The sequence below is a fragment of the Williamsia sp. z71 genome, assembly GCF_059553375.1.
In genome coordinates, this window is the sequence record NZ_JCANWX010000012.1 from 57667 (window position 1) to 73385 (window position 15719).

14 protein-coding genes and 1 pseudogene are annotated in these 15719 nt (G+C 60.4%); 8 read left to right on the top strand and 7 right to left on the bottom strand.

What is annotated here, in order from left to right; all coding sequences use genetic code 11:
• Window positions 1-158: 158 nt before the first annotated feature.
• Window positions 159-833, top strand: a complete 675-nt coding sequence (locus AC51GR_RS23875) for a HEPN domain-containing protein (protein WP_496327146.1) — start codon at window positions 159-161, stop codon at window positions 831-833.
• A gap of 687 nt (window positions 834-1520) precedes the next feature.
• Window positions 1521-1793, top strand: a complete 273-nt coding sequence (locus AC51GR_RS23880; RefSeq protein ID WP_496327194.1) for a cold-shock protein — start codon at window positions 1521-1523, stop codon at window positions 1791-1793.
• Window positions 1794-2620: 827 nt separating this feature from the next.
• On the opposite strand, the gene AC51GR_RS23885 is transcribed toward AC51GR_RS23880, so the two are convergent.
• Entirely contained in the window at window positions 2621-3049 is a 429-nt protein-coding gene (locus AC51GR_RS23885) for a hypothetical protein (RefSeq protein WP_496327147.1), read from the bottom strand.
• Between the two features lie 171 nt (window positions 3050-3220).
• Window positions 3221-4441 (bottom strand): DUF6461 domain-containing protein, encoded by a 1221-nt coding sequence (locus AC51GR_RS23890; protein WP_496327148.1) that lies wholly within the window; start codon window positions 4439-4441, stop codon window positions 3221-3223.
• 137 nt (window positions 4442-4578) lie between these two features.
• Between AC51GR_RS23890 and AC51GR_RS23895 the strand changes: the two genes are divergently transcribed.
• Both AC51GR_RS23895 and AC51GR_RS23900 read left to right on the top strand, forming a co-directional pair.
• On the top strand, window positions 4579-4803 hold the full coding sequence (locus AC51GR_RS23895) for a hypothetical protein (RefSeq protein WP_496327199.1): 225 nt from the start codon (window positions 4579-4581) through the stop codon (window positions 4801-4803).
• A complete protein-coding gene (locus AC51GR_RS23900; RefSeq protein ID WP_496327195.1) occupies window positions 4749-5213 on the top strand; it encodes a site-specific integrase in 465 nt (154 codons plus the stop codon). The genes AC51GR_RS23895 and AC51GR_RS23900 overlap by 55 nt, the downstream gene beginning before the upstream one ends.
• 275 nt (window positions 5214-5488) lie before the next feature.
• Here the strand turns inward: AC51GR_RS23900 and AC51GR_RS23905 are convergent, their stop codons facing one another.
• Together AC51GR_RS23905 and AC51GR_RS23910 are read right to left on the bottom strand one after the other, a co-directional pair.
• Window positions 5489-5968, bottom strand: a complete 480-nt coding sequence (locus AC51GR_RS23905) for a hypothetical protein (RefSeq protein WP_496327149.1) — start codon at window positions 5966-5968, stop codon at window positions 5489-5491.
• 685 nt (window positions 5969-6653) lie between these two features.
• Window positions 6654-7082 carry a hypothetical protein gene (locus AC51GR_RS23910; RefSeq protein WP_496327150.1) on the bottom strand — a complete coding sequence of 143 codons (429 nt, stop codon included), beginning with the start codon at window positions 7080-7082 and terminating at the stop codon, window positions 6654-6656.
• Window positions 7083-7873: 791 nt separating this feature from the next.
• On the opposite strand from AC51GR_RS23910, the gene AC51GR_RS23915 reads away from it, so the two are divergent.
• From AC51GR_RS23915 to AC51GR_RS23925, 3 genes are all read left to right on the top strand, one after another.
• A complete protein-coding gene (locus AC51GR_RS23915) occupies window positions 7874-8248 on the top strand; it encodes a hypothetical protein (RefSeq protein WP_496327151.1) in 375 nt (124 codons plus the stop codon).
• A gap of 286 nt (window positions 8249-8534) precedes the next feature.
• A complete protein-coding gene (locus AC51GR_RS23920) occupies window positions 8535-8807 on the top strand; it encodes a hypothetical protein (RefSeq protein ID WP_496327152.1) in 273 nt (90 codons plus the stop codon).
• 378 nt (window positions 8808-9185) lie between these two features.
• Window positions 9186-9680 (top strand): hypothetical protein, encoded by a 495-nt coding sequence (locus AC51GR_RS23925; RefSeq protein WP_496327153.1) that lies wholly within the window; start codon window positions 9186-9188, stop codon window positions 9678-9680.
• Between the two features lie 38 nt (window positions 9681-9718).
• Here the strand turns inward: AC51GR_RS23925 and AC51GR_RS23930 are convergent, their stop codons facing one another.
• The gene (locus AC51GR_RS23930) at window positions 9719-10627 is read right to left on the bottom strand and encodes a DUF6924 domain-containing protein (protein ID WP_496327154.1); all 909 of its coding nucleotides are present in this window, start codon (window positions 10625-10627) and stop codon (window positions 9719-9721) included.
• A 1028-nt stretch (window positions 10628-11655) separates the two neighbouring features.
• Window positions 11656-12282: a thermonuclease family protein gene (locus tag AC51GR_RS23935; RefSeq protein WP_496327155.1), complete on the bottom strand. Its 627-nt coding sequence runs from the start codon at window positions 12280-12282 to the stop codon at window positions 11656-11658.
• A gap of 1070 nt (window positions 12283-13352) precedes the next feature.
• On the opposite strand from AC51GR_RS23935, the gene AC51GR_RS23940 reads away from it, so the two are divergent.
• Entirely contained in the window at window positions 13353-13973 is a 621-nt protein-coding gene (locus tag AC51GR_RS23940) for a M48 family metalloprotease (protein ID WP_496327156.1), read from the top strand.
• 610 nt (window positions 13974-14583) lie between these two features.
• Here the strand turns inward: AC51GR_RS23940 and AC51GR_RS23945 are convergent.
• Window positions 14584-15477, bottom strand: a pseudogene (locus AC51GR_RS23945) (IS3 family transposase); the annotation flags it as partial.
• Between the last annotated feature and the right edge of the window lie 242 nt (window positions 15478-15719).

A 15719-nucleotide genomic window follows, 5' to 3' on the forward strand; every position in this document is an offset into this window, starting at 1 on the left:
CTGAGCTCATCGAAGTGGAATATCTTGACCATCCTGCGATAGCAGCCGCGGCCAAAGCCCTCTTCCGGCCCATCTAACAACTACCAAGCGTGTCTGTCGGATGACACCACATGAGAATAGTGACAGGGCAGATGAGACTGGCGCCATAGGATAGAGCCATGACATCGCGATCGTCGCAGGCGTTCCGCGACAACAGCAAAGATGTCAAGAGACTGTTGGAGATCGCGCGCGAGAACGCCAATGGTCCTGACACCGACCAGGCAGTCCACAAGGCCGCCATCGTGCTGGTCACGGCGTTCTGGGAGGCGTACTGCGAGGACATCGCCGCCGAGGGGTTGGAGCACCTCATCCTGCATGTCAACGACTTTGAAGATCTTCCGAAGAAGCTACGCCAAGATCTCGCGCGAGAACTCAAAGACGATAAAGACGAGTTGGCGGTATGGAATCTCGCTGGCGACGGATGGCGTGACGCCCTCACCGCACGGCTGGTGGCTTACACCAAGTCACGGAACGGGAGGTTCAACACCCCTAAGCCTCCGCAGATCGACGACTTGTTCAACAAGGCGCTAGGAATCCCACGGATCTCCGAGACGTGGAAGGTGCGCAAGCCACGGCAGCCCGCGAAAAACCTCATGACACCGGACGAGGCACGCCAACAACTCACAGCCTTCGTCGAACTCCGGGGGGCAATCGCTCACCGCGGGTATGCTGACGCCGATGTGACCTATATGCAGGTCCACGACTACTACACGTTGGTCCAACGAATCGTCGCCAAGACCGGTGGCCAGGTCAACACACATGTGAAGAAGTTGACCGGCGTGCCTTTGTGGTAGGCGTAGTGGGCCTGCGCCGAATGATCGGACTGAACGATCCGTTCAGCGACAACCGCTGCCGCTTCTTCATTTCTACGCAGGTAGCCACTAGGTCAACTTCCCTGTCGCCAAGAGCAAGGCCGGGTCGTCAGAAGTCGCGGCAGGATGTCAAAAGTTGAATGCGGGCCGTGGACCTTCCCGCCTACGACCCGCATCCATCACATAGTATCGAATACATGTACCCCTGAGTCCTTAAAGCCTCGTCCTCGATGTAGGCGACGAAGACGAAAGCCACCGCAGCAGTCCGGGATTCCCGTGTCATCTCGATTGTCCTCGACGCATCTCCTCGAGCCCAGCTACGGTCGGGTGATGGCGAGCACGGGAACAGTACGTGAGTGGCACCACGAACACGGATGGGGAGTAGTCGACAGCGCCGACACCCCGGGTGGGGCATCCGCACAAAGTTCGGCGGTCAGGGTGCAGGGGGTCGCCGACCTTGGCGGCGGTCTACCTCGCGTGGGACTGCGGCCAGGGACGGTCGTGACGTTCAACTGGGCTAAAACCAACCAACCGGTCAACGGCTGCAACTACGTGGTCACCACAGTCTGGCCGCCAGAATCGAAGCCACCAACAGAGCCAACGAACCGGGCATACTCAAGCGGTGCTTGGGACAGTTCCGGACCACCCGGACCAGATGGGTTGACTACGATGCTCGAAGTCGTCTTCGAGGAACAGGATTGGGCGTCCTCACCTTCACCAACCCTGCCGAGTACGTCAGGAACGGTCCGTCGCTGGGAAGGTGAGGAAGGTTGGGGCGTTCTAGATTCGGTAGACACACCAGGTGGTGCGTGGGCCCACTTCAGCGAGGTAGTCGGAACCGGATTTCGAACACTGATCCCTGGGCAAAAAGTAACGTTCAACTTCGAGAGCCGAGGCCAGGACGGTTACAACTACCGAGCTAACAACATCGAAGCCACCTGATAGTCGTCGGGCAGGCACATCAAAGGGTTCCGCACTGGTCTAACTTCGTGGAGTCAGGAAACCTGGCCGAGTCCATTCGGCCATCGTGACCAGCGGTCGCAGCTATTTTCAGATCGGCCGCCACGCCCACTAGCAGGAATCGAGGGTCACTAGCGCTAGCTGAGAGCTACCACAGCGACAAAGTGCGCCGATGAGCGGAATGGCTTGGGAGGCTCACGCAGTGATATTTATGTACCCGTTGTCGGATGTTGACAGACCGATCGACGGCACGAGTCCTTCGAGGCCGTAGTCACCCGGTTCGAGTCGGTCCGCATTGGGTGTGAGTATGTCGACGTCCGCGACGGTGACGCTTTGTCCTGGGTCGAGGCGCGAAGGTAGTTGAGCGAGTGTACGGATGAGTGCATACCGCTGCCGATAATGCGTGCACTCTGTGCATCGAGTATCCAGGCGTAGGACCACCCGTGGTCGCCTGCGACATTGACCCATGGGTGCCGCAGCGGTGTTGGTGATGGTGAGCTGCAACGCCGGGGTGACACCTCGGGTGACGCTCTGCTGCGCAGGCCAAGACAGCGTCAGTCCGGCGCGACGGGCCGCCTTCGCGGGTACGGCCGTCAGTGGTGAGTCGACGATCCTGCAAGACCATGTGTCTTGGTTCTGATGGCGAACCAGCGATACGAGTTGCCACGCCTCGGAAGCGTCTGGGTGCGGCGCCGCCAGCGTGGTGATTGCGACGTCTGGCCGCACCGGCGCCGACATCGAAGCGATCGGACGCCATCCCGTCTCCGGTAGCTGTCCTAGCTGCTCGAGCCCGCCTGGGCGGGCAGCAGTCATCTTCGAGCGGGGCGGAAGTAGATCGCGCAGTGCGGATCCCTCCTGTGTTCGCAGCGCCGCTCCGGGGAATCGTCGGTGCCGCCCAACTGGAAGGTGAGCGAATCGCCCCATGAGCTGAGCAGGCGTTCCATATACTCGGCCACACGGTCGGATGGAACGAGCCTTGTCACGAAAATCGGTCCGACCATGGTGATTTCCGAGGATATGGCTCCTTCGAAGGAGTAGCCGCCCACCGCCGGTAGGTCGATGATCGGCCCGTAGAGCGTGACTGTTCCAACACTCGCTTTGGGTGTTCCAGGTTGGACCGTCTGGCTCTCGATACGCACGGCCTGATGCCCTCGCTCGGGCATAGGTTGGTCGAACAGCACCACATCACCAATTTCGAGTTCGCGTAACGGGATTGTCTCGACACCTCGTGCACTCATGTAACGAGCATCGCATCACCAGAGACACTCAGAGAAGTTTGGCGGGGCAAGGTTTCGATGCGGAAGCCGGCCGCGGCTGTCACCTGTGCACCCAGCATCAAGACGAGATCGTCTCTGTAAGAGAGAGGTAGCGAACCATGCAGTCGGCGGCGACCAATTTTTCGTCAATCCTCATTGAGGGAGGATGAAGAGCTCGGCGGCGAAGGTCTCATCGAGAGCAAAGTGTGTCAATTCTTCTGTCCGATAGTCTGTTTCGGCGCGCACGACGACGCCCGTTCGCGCGTCGAAGGCGACCGCCACTGGGTGCCCGCCGCGCCACTCCGGCGGGAGCACGAACTCCCAGGCTGGTCGTCCCGCGATGGTGGTCGACATGGCCGGTGTTGAGTCGGGGAGCAGATCCGCAAGCGAACTGCCCCATCGGCGTTGCACCGCGAGCAGCTGTTCAGGCCACGTATTGGGTGTGTACGGGCCACGATGCCAATGTCCACGCGGCGTCGAAATCGCCACCGGGCCGTCGGAGTCAGCTTGCCGGGAGGATCCGAACGGTTCAACCCAGAACTCCACTTCGGTTTGCTCTTCGATCCCTGATCCGGAGTCGGTCAGGACGAAGGTTCCGTGGATCGTGGCGTCTGCCCACGATCGGTTGAGGCGCACGACCTCACCCCAGGACGCCTGGTCCCCCAGAAGGGAATGGCGCGGCGGCATTTCGTGGTCGACTGTGCATTCGTCGTCAGGAACGGTCGGGACGATGGCAACGGTGAAATCCGCGGACTGTAGTAGGTCTGTCGTGACGGCGACCCCGGTCAGGCGTTCGGCGAGTGCGAAGGCGCCCTCCTGGTGAAAGAACTCAGTCCTAGTCCCGTAGTAGTCGAGTTCGATGCCGCCGACCTCGGGGATGAGGTTTAAGACGGTGGGTGAGCCTGCGGTGGGTGATGCTGCCGCAGCGTCCAGATCGAAACCTGGCGACAGCGTGTCGAACGAGATCTGACAGTCACCGTCGCGCCACCAGACAAACCGGGAGTCCGCGTTGACGTTACTGAAATGACTTATGGCCTCATGCTGCTCAATAATCGGCCGCATCAATCTTCCGTCAACGCCTAAGTAGTCGCTATTGTGCTGAATCAACAAGACCCATCCATCACCCACATCGGCGACACCGACGAACTGGGCGCAACTAGTCATCGGTTTGACCAGTTCGAGCGCTTCGAACTCGCTGACCCGCGCACCGAACCCTGCGTAGCCCACACCGTGCGTACGCCTGTTGAACGCGCGCAGAGCATCGAGAACATCGCTCGAGGTGGAGTCGCGGATCAAGCTGACGAGATAACCGGTATCTACCCACGACGCGTACGACTCGTCCTTCAACCACAAATAATCCCGAAACGTAGACATCGCCGCAGCATGCCAGATCGACACAGCGAACGAGTCGGCATACGCGCCGCTCGCCACTCGAAACACACTTCAACCTTGGGTGAACGGTCGCTGTCGGTAGCCCGGGCTACGGTCCGGCTCACGTGTTTGCTTGGGCGATGAACGAAGCCGAGATGCTGGTGCAGCGGGTGCTCGACGCCGACGGTGGCGACCAATCGTGGACCGTGCTCGACGACGACTACTCGGTCGTCGAACCCGCGGAAGCGTTTCTAGCTCATCTGAGCGTCATCGAACGGTCCCCACAACGATTCGTTCGTACGCCTTCGACCTGCGCGACTACTTCACGTTCCTTCGCGATCACCAGATCGACTGGACAGCAGTAGCTCTGGAGGATCTGGGTCGCTTCGTCGCGTGGCTGCGTCTCACCCCACAAGCTCGTCGGGGTGCAGTGGTGGCACTGCCCACGGTCGCGCCCTACTGCTCGGCGGGCACGATCAACCGGAAGCTGTCCGCCATTGGCTCGTTCTATCGGTTCCATGCTCGCCACGGAGTCAATTGCGAGGAGTTGCTGACGGCAATGAAACCCGGCGGAGCGGCGTCGACCGAGTCGCGACCATTCCTCGCCCACCTGGGCGGCTCGCGCAAGACCCGCACTGTCAAGCTCATCGCACAGCGCCGACTACCTCGTAGCCTCACCGCAGACCAGGTGGCCGCGATAATTGCCTGTTGTGAGCATCTGCGAGATCAACTCTTGTTCTCGGTCCTCGCATGGGGCGCGGTGAACCACTCGTGACACAGTGATCGTCCCGGCGACCAGAAGACCAACGACAACTGCTCCGACGCCGAGCCATAACCACACTCTGCGCACTCGTGGCGTCCCGGTTTGCACCCACCTCATCGTTCGAATCAGGGGTCCGGGTCAGTCCGTCAACATGTGACGAGAAATTTCAGGAACACCCAGTGTCACCAGCGTTGCACGCCAACTGATTCCGGTAGGGACAGGCTCGCCGATCAGTACGCAGTTCACTGCTCGCCGTCACTAGTCGGTTCGCAAGTCCACGCTGACAGTCAGTAGTCGGGCAGGGGCGGTCCCCCAAACATGTGTTCGCCTTTTTCTGACATGTCCATGCCCGTTAGTCGCTTCCATTCCACGGGAATGTGCAAGCCCTTGATCTCAATCTCTTGCTTCGCTGGGCCGAGTGGATGAACCTCGGTCCAGCGAAGCGGTAACGAGAACGTGGTATCGACAAACAGTTCCGCCACGGACTGCGACATCTCACGGTCCAAGTGCAGAAGATAGCCGTGCTCGACGGACTCGGCGCCTGTCATCCGCCATTTGTCTCCAAGACGTCCCCAGATCTCGAACTTGCTCGGTTTCAACATCCTGACCAGTTTTGGCCACTCCGAAACCCCGGAGAGGTAGTCAATGACCTCGCCGCGCTCGTCGAAGTACTCCTGGCCGGACTCTTTCGAATACCGACGCCCTTCGCCGTATTTGACGACTTTCTCCGACCAGCGGTCAGACTCGTTATCGACTGTGAAGTGCACGATCTGAAGTCTCTTCGGCGGCCCCGTTAGATCGGCTTTTCCCCACGACCTGTATTCGGCAGTTCCGGAAACTCGTGAACACGATTCGGCGTTGAGGAGAAGGCCGATCGCGGCCAACGTGTCTTCCAGTGTTATGCCGATGACGCGGCCTTTCTATTTCCGTCGGGGCTGCGATGCGACTAGAACTCGCACTGGCATCACCGATGGCCGGGCATTCGAAGTCGGGCATCCGCAAGTTGGGGTGCGCCGTAAGGTTAACCCCTGTACTCGGTCCGCTGTTGATGACCATCCTCGTGTAGTCGTTCGTGAGATGGGCCGTTGCCTCGCTTTCCAACGGAAAGTAGGTCTCGTACTGGATGTGCCCTACCTCGAAAGGCAACATCTCCACCGTTTCAGGTTCCTGGATGTAGGGATCAGAACCGAACGCGACGGACCGCTGGCTGCAATGAAGGTTCAAGTGCCGCAGAAAATCCGGTAAACGGGATGGACGGCGCTCATATATGCCCATGGACGCCAGCATGGCGACGCACAGGTCTACTCGTCTCGCATCTACACGTCTCGGTGCCAGTAAACCAGGACGAGCTGAAACAAGTGAAAGTGCCTGCATTGCTGAGCCTCTGGGTAGACGCCGGGTTGTGCGCGAAGGTCACATCGTCGGACGACTTCATGTGACTTGCGTTCGAGGTCATTCGGGCGCGAACCCGCCAACCTCAATCGATATCGCGATGGGCACCAGGAACAGGACTACGGCGCTAAGGCCGGCGATGACCGTTCCGGTTAGCAACCGTCCACGCCGCCACCTCCACAGCAGCAGCGTGCTAGCGCTGTAGACCGTCAGGAGCGGAAATACCCACGACAACCAATACCCAAGGGTCGGTCCTGGTACTCCGGGGGCGCGGTCGTGAATCGGAACCGCCGAGAGTTCTGGGACATCAAATGCGTCTCGAAACGCATGAACCACCCAGGCCGACGTGTACCACCCGAGCACACCGCCAATGATCAACCCCACGATTGGCACAAGAGCTGCGAGTATTTCACGGAGAACTTCCAGCCCAACACTCTTGCCTATTCGCCCGTTGGTCGAAGGACTCGCGACCACCTCCTCTTCAACCACCTACCGACCATAGCTTGCCGTCGAACTCAGTCGTTCCGATCGCAGACCGGGGCTTGCAGCGGCGAATATCCTACGGCCCGCGTTTATTCGAAGCGCTTGGCGCCGCATATCGGAGCTGACCCAGCCATCCGAGCACCCGATCGGTAGGTCGTTCTGCTCGGTGCCAACTCGAACAAGTCTCATTACCAGCTGAATCCGGACGAGCGAAAACTCGTTGCTACGAAACAGGACAGCGCTTCTGCGCGCCAATTGATGTGATGCGGACGGGCCTGGCTCGACGACGCCGTGGTTCGAGATGAGGTCGACTCGAACGCACCTGGCGCGATCAACCCATTACGCGGTTCCGCCGGCCCGATCTGACCCCGGCTGCACCCGTCATTGCCGCAACGGTGGTTGAATGCTCTGAGGTGACCTCATGCCCGACGGCGTCGTCCGTCGGTTTCCCGAGTGCATGAGGACTGATTGTGAGTCTTCACATCGAGGACGGGTTCCTCGACAACCTCCTGTTCGGTGCCGTGCCTGTGTCCCAGGTAGAACTGTTGCGGCGCAACGTCCCGTTCACACGAGATATCTTCGACCGGTTCATTTACCGTGCTACACAGTACTCGGTCGTGGAGGGAACCTGGGACACATTCGTCGGCGAAAGCCACAGATATCTAGCGATCGCCCGCAACCAACCAAGCGATGTCGTCCCACCGCTGATTCCCCCACACGTTGCAGCAACGGTCGCCGACATCATGTCGAGGTTTCCACGCCGTCAACCTGGCGCGGCAATCATCGCAGGCCACCAAATGACCACCGCCCCACAGCAGCGCGTCGGCGAAGAGCTGATGCTCGCCCTCGGCGGCGACCACGACGACGGCATCCACGCCGCAGGCACGCGAACTTTCAGCATGATGATGTCGGCACGCATCGGCGACGGGTTTGTCCACCCCGTCATCGGTGGACACGTCTGGAGCAGCATCCTGGCCGCAGAACGCCCGGCCCGACACAGTGACCCGCACCTGACCGTCCTACCCACAATCGCCGCAGCCGTCGATACCTGGCGAACCTCGCCCACCGACCGAGCACGCTGCGAACGACTCATCATCGATCGCGCCCACGCACGCGGATGGCAAAAACTCCCGCCCGAGGACGGAAGCTGGCACGCCGTGCGACCCACATAGACCACGTCTCCCGCTGCCTATCGCCCGACTCGTCTCACTTCAGCACGTCTCAATGCTGGGCGCAGCGTAGCGCGGGCTCAATGGCGTACACACAGCATTAGCTCGTCGGACCGGATTCGGCCACGGTTGCCCAGGTGCGGGCGAAGCTGCCCTATGCAAGCACCGAGGGCGACGACGCGCAGGATCGTTCTACGCATTCAGTTGCAGCAGGTTTGGACACCGCTGAGGTTCAGCATCGCCAGTTGGAACGAGCGCGCGTCGCGAGCTAGCCGGGTGGACCGATTATGTGCGATCCATCCCGGCCGAGGACGGCGAGCAGGTCGCCCGCGCAGCTGGTGTGGTCTCGGACGTGTTCGCGGCGTGGTCGGCACGTACCGAACCGGTTCCCGGACCGCTGGCGCAGGCGGCGAACACATTGGCCCGTACAGCCTCCCGTACCTACAGCCGACCACGTCCGGTTATGCGGACCCGGTCGTCGGGAACACGGGCGGCCGCGGTGCTGATATTGGCATCAGCGCACGCCGACCCAGCGATGGCATGGGCGATGGTCATGGGTTAGCTCCTTGCCGCGGTCGAAGCAATCGCCGAGGCACAAGCAGCCGCGAACAATGCTGCTGCGGCACAACGTCTGACTCTGCTCCGCGAGCAGCAGCTCGCAGAACGTGCCCACCGAATTGGTGGCTCGACAGCGGTCCTGGAAGCTGAGCCCGCCCGCCGTCACATGCCTGACGACGGGTTCGCCGCGTTGCAGTCACCACTGCCACCGAACGACCGTCCGTTGCCGCACCTCGGAACAATCAAGCCGACCGGCAGCAAGGCGCGGGACCGCGTCGAGATGGGTATGACGATGTGGTGCGTCGCCGACGAGAGGGGCCGCGTCGGTAGACCGTTTGACCCACACCCCTAGCCAATCGCACGCCCTGCAACACTTGTGGCCATGACCCGGCACCGAGTGTTCTCGCTCGCCCGAATCACTGGCCATAGTGCGTGGTGGCTCTTTCTGGTTGCGACACTGTTCGCAGGCGGGATCACCTGGACGGGTGCTAGCGGGTACGGCAACTACATCGGGGCGACCTCTTTCACCAAGGAGTATGGCTGGACCGCGTATACCGGGTTGACCGACTCACCGGTAGTCATCGCCGACTTCGCAGGCTCGTCGTACGACCCATGGAGCGATCCTCGGTTGTGGTCGGCGATTGCGTTCGCCGCCGTACTCATCGCTGCTGTCATCGAAGCGATCTCGGCTGGTGAGGTAGTGCCCGGAATCATGACGGTCGCCGCCCCATGTATCGGGTGGGGATTGCTGCTGTCCACTACGCCAGGAGTCTTCGACAGCGTTCACGCCGACACGATGCAGGCGATGGCTGTGGTGCTGCTTGCGGTCGCTGTGCGGGAGGTGTGGGCGCGTCGGTTTGCGCCGCGCCCGAACTAATTAAACTCCGCTACAGGGCGGCTAAATTCCTTGCGCAGCTACTGCTGCGGTGGAGGGGCTGGCATTTGCACCAGCATCGCGGCGAGGGGGCGGAGTGTGTCTTCGTCTACCAGGATCTGCCAGTGCCCTCGCGGCACAAAGAGTATGAACCACAACGCGGAATCAGCGGTCGCAGCAGCCGACAGATAATCGTGACGGCCGATCACGTCAGCTCCGCCGGCATCATATTCGCTGATGTTCTTGTGGTGTTGAGTCAAGTCTCTCACCCGGCCTAAAGACCAGGTGAGATTCGCATCGAGCTCTTGCACTGTGTGGTGCAGGCGGGCCAGGGCTTCGGTGGACGTGTTCTGTGCGACGGCGTCGATGAGTTCGGCTGTAGTCAGGATGCGGGCTGGCGGCCTGCGTTTGGGTAAACCGCGGTACACCCCGTCGGGATCGGTGCCCCGGACGAAGTCATCGAAACCCGCATTGCTGATGGACAGGTTGTTTTCGATCGACCACATCTGTTCGGGAATGACGCGGATCGTTTGCCCACGTACGTGGGCGGTGTCCTCGGCCCATTCCTCTGGACTGGTGTCGATGGCGACGATGGGGTGTTCGGGATTGACGATGGTTTCGTGGTCTACCAGAAACACGTAGTGGGGCGGGCCGGAGCCGATCAACTCGAGAAGCTTGGGCACGGTCAGGCCGTCGTTGTCAGGGTGGTCGATACATGTCAGATTGGCTTGTAACTCGGTGGTGGCGTCGAGGTCGTCGGGTTGCGGGGCCACGGCCGCTAACGCTGTCTCGCGCCAGGCAGCGTCGTCGGTGAAGTCGGTGCGGATCAACAGCGACGCGTACGTGCCGAGGTAGTCGCGGAGTCTGCGGCCAGTGCCTAGCGCGGCGGTCTCTTCGGCCTCCTTGGCAGCGAGTCGTTCGCGTTCGAGTTCGGCGCGTTGACGTTTCATTTCTCGACGGTATAGGCCACAGCCGATGGGCGGCAATGCAGGATTGGCACAAAGGGCGGAAGACAGGAAAGCCTGGTCCCGGTGCTCGCGGTTTAGGGGGTGCGAGCACCCGTATGCGACGGGGGGTGGCGCACAGGACCAGGCTCGGTGGCGAACGTTAGCAGCGTGTACGGATGTTGCGTAGTCGACCACTCAGTTTCGGCTCGTAGGCGGTCGGGACAAACGCCTTGGCTCTGCAATGTCAGCACGATTAGTCACGTGCGGGTACGCAGAGGGTACGCAGCGCTACCGCACCTGACCCTCCCCCGCCAACGCCCGCAAAACACGAAAAGTACCCTGGCGCTACGTGTTCCAACAATCTCCAACAAATCCACAACATCGCTAACACCCAGAACGGCAATCTTAAAATCCGTCAAGTGTGGGTTCGAATCCCACTGGGGGCACAAAACCGCAGTTCAGAACGTTACATGCAGACATGCAACCCCGGTACGCAGTGGGTACGCAGCAGTTTGCTCTCGGAACAGGCGCCCAGCCCTCGCCGAGACGCTCAAAGACGCCGGCTGAACCAGCCAGGGCTTATCGGCAGGCATCTCGATACGCACGCAAAACTGCGGCCGGATGCTCGCGAAAACAGCTCAGTCGACCAGCACCAACTGCGGCAAGTCGCCGAGCGTCACAAGCACGACTGAGTCGTACCAATTAGTGGATCTGTCCTAAAGTTCCCCCATGTGTGTGGGTGACGCCACCGCCATCCGAAAGGATGTTGACGGGTTTCCCGCTCAGAGCCAAAGCCGTCGAATCCATTCTCATTCAAAGGATCACACGCAATGCGGGACGAGTGACTGACAGCCGAGAGAGTCGGACCTGCGGAAATAGCCAAGTCGGCAGCCACCTAGCCTCGTCATTGTTACTTAAGGGAATACTAATATCTGCACACGAAACATGTTGCACATCAACAGGTCTCGCGGACCGGCGAGGTAGTCGTGCCACTCACTGGCTGAGTCGAGATCCCCGGGGGCGTGCCCAGGTCAGCCCGGGGATCTGCATAGACGCTCGTCCCATATCCCTACGTGGCTCTGTTTCGCTTCGTTTTCGTCGCTGACGTAGTTGAGTTCCTGTTTGTGGTAGTCGCCGCGATGAATCGTTTCGGCGTAGCCTGCGCGCAACTGTTCCGCCCCGGCCTGCGAGCCCGTGGCCAGGAGCCGCACGTGTGCAAACCGCCTGCCTTTGTCGTCCGTCCGCGATTGACTTGGGTCGAAGAAGAGGCGAACTCCGCCGCCTGCCTCCTTGTTTCGAAGATGCGCAGTCGACAGTCTCCCGAGACACTGCTCGACCGCATCGGTCGCGTCGGCGCGGGGCGCCTTGATACCGATGATCGCAACGTCAACATCGTCACCGTCGACATTGACGCGCAACGTATCGCCTGACAACACTTTCGAGACTGTCAGCGCGTCCGGGTCTATGCGAGCCCATTCACCCAACGCAGATACCTTCGATGATTGCAGCTGCCGCGGCGGCTCCCCTTGACTCGACGCGGTGCACCCGCTTGCCAGAAGGCCAACTGCCAGAAGCATCAAAACGCGCCTTGCGCCCATGTTCCGCCTCGCGATTCTAGGAAATCCAACGTTCAATGTCCAATTGATAAAACCGCCCATACCTCAATGTTGAGTGAATCTTAGCAGCGTTAACGCGGCAATCTCCCCTTGAGAATGGCTGTCCCTATTATTGGGGACACTTGAGAAGTGAAACTTTCACCACCTGCGCATATTACGCGGCGCGCCGCAGGCTTATATAACATTCCAATATCGCCACCGGTTCAGCAGCCATCGGCCCCACGTCCACGCCAGGGTCAACCCCAGCCGTCGAATCGACGACCACCACGACGCCGAGCTCGCCGGACAGTACGACGACCACCACCACCTCGCCGGCGTTCCCTGCACCCCGTCTCTCTCGGAGACTCCGCTTACGGCAAGTCCGACGGAAATAGCACCAACAGTCAACGGCTCCTGGCGCCGCGGGCAGGCCCGCACTGAATCGACACCTCCGTCTAACCAACGCGCGATCACTACCAACTGCGAAAACCATCAGGAAGAATGGGCAGGCACCCGCAAGTTAACGTGCTACCTCGATCGCACAGCCGCGCTCATTCATCTAAACCTCGAAGACGAAGAAATAGGCCGCAATGAAGGTGTCGAGTCAATAGATGTGCTCGCTAATTGGAACAGCACACAATTCACCACAGAAAATATTTTGAGATCACAAACGTGGAAGGCGAGGCGCACCCAGCGTTAATAAGCGCAACGCACGAACGCCTCATTCGGTCCGGCGGGCGATTGCAACGGCACCGGAAGCACTGCCCCGGGTGTGCCCGCCGTGGTGGGTGCCGAGCTTCGCATTGTTTCCACGTTTAACGTGACAGTGGGCACAGCAAACAGTGGCGTCATCCGCTACGCCCAGGCGATCACTCGCCTCGTCGTAACCTCGCCCAGCCAGGAAGAAGTGGCGCCGTTCGCACAGGAAGTGCAGGCAGCGCGTTGAACCGACTGCCCACCGGCTAACCGTAGATTGACTGGTACCTACCAGCCTGGCGATCTCGGCATCTGTAAACACGCCCTTCTCTGCCGCCCGGTCACACACCCAATCGTAGAAGTCCATATCCGGCACTTTGTCATGAACTACGTTTGCCACACCCTGCCGATACTCAGCCTGTGGTTACCATTACGTGATGCAGCAGAGGGCGAATCGTGAGGTCTTGATCGAAGCAAGGCAGCGACTGGTCAATGCGACGGTGCAGCAGTCGATTTCACGACTGGAAGGCTACCGCGACTGTCCGACCGTGAAGTTCACCGACACTACCCCTGGCGCGTCTTCTGGCCGGTATCAGAGGAAGTCGAACGAGATATCAATCCGCGTTCCGAACTTTCTTGATGATCCAAACGTTCGCGATGAGGTGATCCGGGCGACCGTCGCGCACGAATGTGGCCACTGGGCTGATCCCTACCTAGACAAACGGATTAGACGGGCGCGGATTTATACGGCACCGATGTTCATCGTCGGCGCCGCCGCCCTGGTGGTGGTCCTCCTCTGCTCGCCTGCCTTCAACATCGGAAACCCTGATCTGGCACCACTGGCTGTGTTTAGCTGTGCAGTCGTGACAGCGCTGTCTCTTGTCGGCGCCGGTCGTTCTTACTGGCCAGGGGAATACCACGCCGATGCGGCGGCCACCAAGATCGTCGGAGTGCCAGCGGTGATCGAAATGCTCGAGACCTTCCCAGACTCAAAGATGCCCTCCCCTACCCATCCGAGCCCTAAAGCCCGGATTACACGCTTACATCGTCTGTTGTAGGTGGGTACACAACTTAGAAAGAGTGGCGGGCCTGAACCGGCCGTTATTTATTCAGCCGCCGAGATGACGCCATGAGCAAACTCGGCGTCGCCGGGGTTCACAATAAGCGGGCATACTCTGGCAACGAGCGGTGCCGTCCGGCACCATCGACCCATGGCTGATCGGGCCTACCAAGTGCGTCGGGTGAATCGCGACGAGTCGGACGCGAATCGCCTCGGCAAGTGGGCCTCACTATGGGCGGACCTGATTCACGCCGATATGGCTCTCGCCGCGAGGGCAGATTTACCCGACATCCCTCCAACGTCTTCGTTCGGCGTGCCCTTTGGGATGCTGCGGTCATCAGCTACGGACGCATAGCTGTCAGCGACTAGCGTCGCAACGTCGATTACGAGGAGTTGATCAGGGCCGCCAGCGGTGACCGCGGGATTGAGTTTCACCAGACTTTGATGGTGTGGCGCCACGACCACGTCGCTCACCGCAAGTCCCGCGAGCTTGAGACCGTCGAGGTCTACGCCGACTACCTGGACTCTGATCCCGACGTCCTCGACTCCATCAGGGTGGCGGTCGCCCTCGGGTGGGCCTCCCGAAGGCTCCTAACTCGCCGTCGCGCCAAGTCGGTGATTCCTTCGCGGCGCCGCGTCCAGATGGCGTGCTCGATTGCGTCGAGAACCAGTGGTGTGGTCATCCTTGTCGAGGTCCTCCAACCGAGGATCCGACGAGAATAGGCATCGACTACGGACGCGACAGACACCCATCCAGACCACGTCGAAACGTATGTAATGTCCGCTACCCACAACATATTTGATGCCACCGGGTTGAACTTGCGTTGCACCAGATCGTCCGCACGCTGCCCCTGAGGGTCGGCGATCGTCGTGCGCTTCTTTTTGCCGCGCCGCGCTCCCTCGAGGCCCAGTGCGCTCATCAATCGTTCGACTGTGCAGCGGGCCACCACAGTACCTTCACGTCGCAGCTGTAGCCACACTTTCCGGGCCCCATAGACCGAGTAGTTCTCGCCGTGAACACGACTGATCTCGACGTTGAGGTACTCATCGAGCAATGCCCGTTTCGATACTGCGCGGACTCGAGCGTCGTAGTAGGTAGACGGCGCGATCGGACAGCCGTGCTCGGTGAGCACCCTGCAGATCAGCACGACGGGAGTACTCCTGCTTGTTCTTCACGATGTAGTCGATGATCACTTGTTGTTGCGGTCGAGCTCCGCCGCGAAGAAAACCGATGCGATTTCAGGATCTCGTCGGCGCGCTTGAGCTTTCAATTCTCCGCACGCAGCTTACGCACCTCCGCCGCCATCTCACTCGTCACTCCCGGGGTTGGCCGGCACGGTCTGCGCCTTGCGGATCCAGTTGTGCAAAGTCTGAGCCGATCCAATGCCAAGCTTTCTCGCGACCGACTCGATAGCTGCCCACTCCGAGGCGTGCTCATGCTGAACCTCGGTGACCATCCGCACCGCACGCTCACGCAGCTCCCGCGGATACCTCTTTGCGATCCTGACGACATGACTTCCTCCTTCCCAGAGAACGAAGCCTCCGGACACACCGGGGTGATTCACTACTGTCTACATATCAATTGTTGCCCAATAGATTTCGCCACGAAAAGCAAACCAAGATGCGTCCCAGTTACGGCCGGAACGCAAACGTCTGCGCAAACCAGGCCCAGACCAGGGCCTGTGACGTCGAGCAGGGGCGAGACCACTCAGGAAGTCCGAGCATCGCGTCATCAACCTTTAAG

Coding starts and splice junctions, on each gene's coding strand:
- AC51GR_RS23885 (WP_496327147.1), bottom strand. CDS start 3,049: ATGAGTGCACGAGGTGTCGAGACAATCCCGTTACGCGAACTCGAAATT.
- AC51GR_RS23890 (WP_496327148.1), bottom strand. CDS start 4,441: ATGTCTACGTTTCGGGATTATTTGTGGTTGAAGGACGAGTCGTACGCG.
- AC51GR_RS23875 (WP_496327146.1), top strand. CDS start 159: ATGACATCGCGATCGTCGCAGGCGTTCCGCGACAACAGCAAAGATGTC.
- AC51GR_RS23940 (WP_496327156.1), top strand. CDS start 13,353: ATGCAGCAGAGGGCGAATCGTGAGGTCTTGATCGAAGCAAGGCAGCGA.
- AC51GR_RS23915 (WP_496327151.1), top strand. CDS start 7,874: ATGACCACCGCCCCACAGCAGCGCGTCGGCGAAGAGCTGATGCTCGCC.
- AC51GR_RS23930 (WP_496327154.1), bottom strand. CDS start 10,627: ATGAAACGTCAACGCGCCGAACTCGAACGCGAACGACTCGCTGCCAAG.
- AC51GR_RS23895 (WP_496327199.1), top strand. CDS start 4,579: ATGAACGAAGCCGAGATGCTGGTGCAGCGGGTGCTCGACGCCGACGGT.
- AC51GR_RS23880 (WP_496327194.1), top strand. CDS start 1,521: ATGCTCGAAGTCGTCTTCGAGGAACAGGATTGGGCGTCCTCACCTTCA.
- AC51GR_RS23935 (WP_496327155.1), bottom strand. CDS start 12,282: ATGGGCGGTTTTATCAATTGGACATTGAACGTTGGATTTCCTAGAATC.
- AC51GR_RS23925 (WP_496327153.1), top strand. CDS start 9,186: ATGACCCGGCACCGAGTGTTCTCGCTCGCCCGAATCACTGGCCATAGT.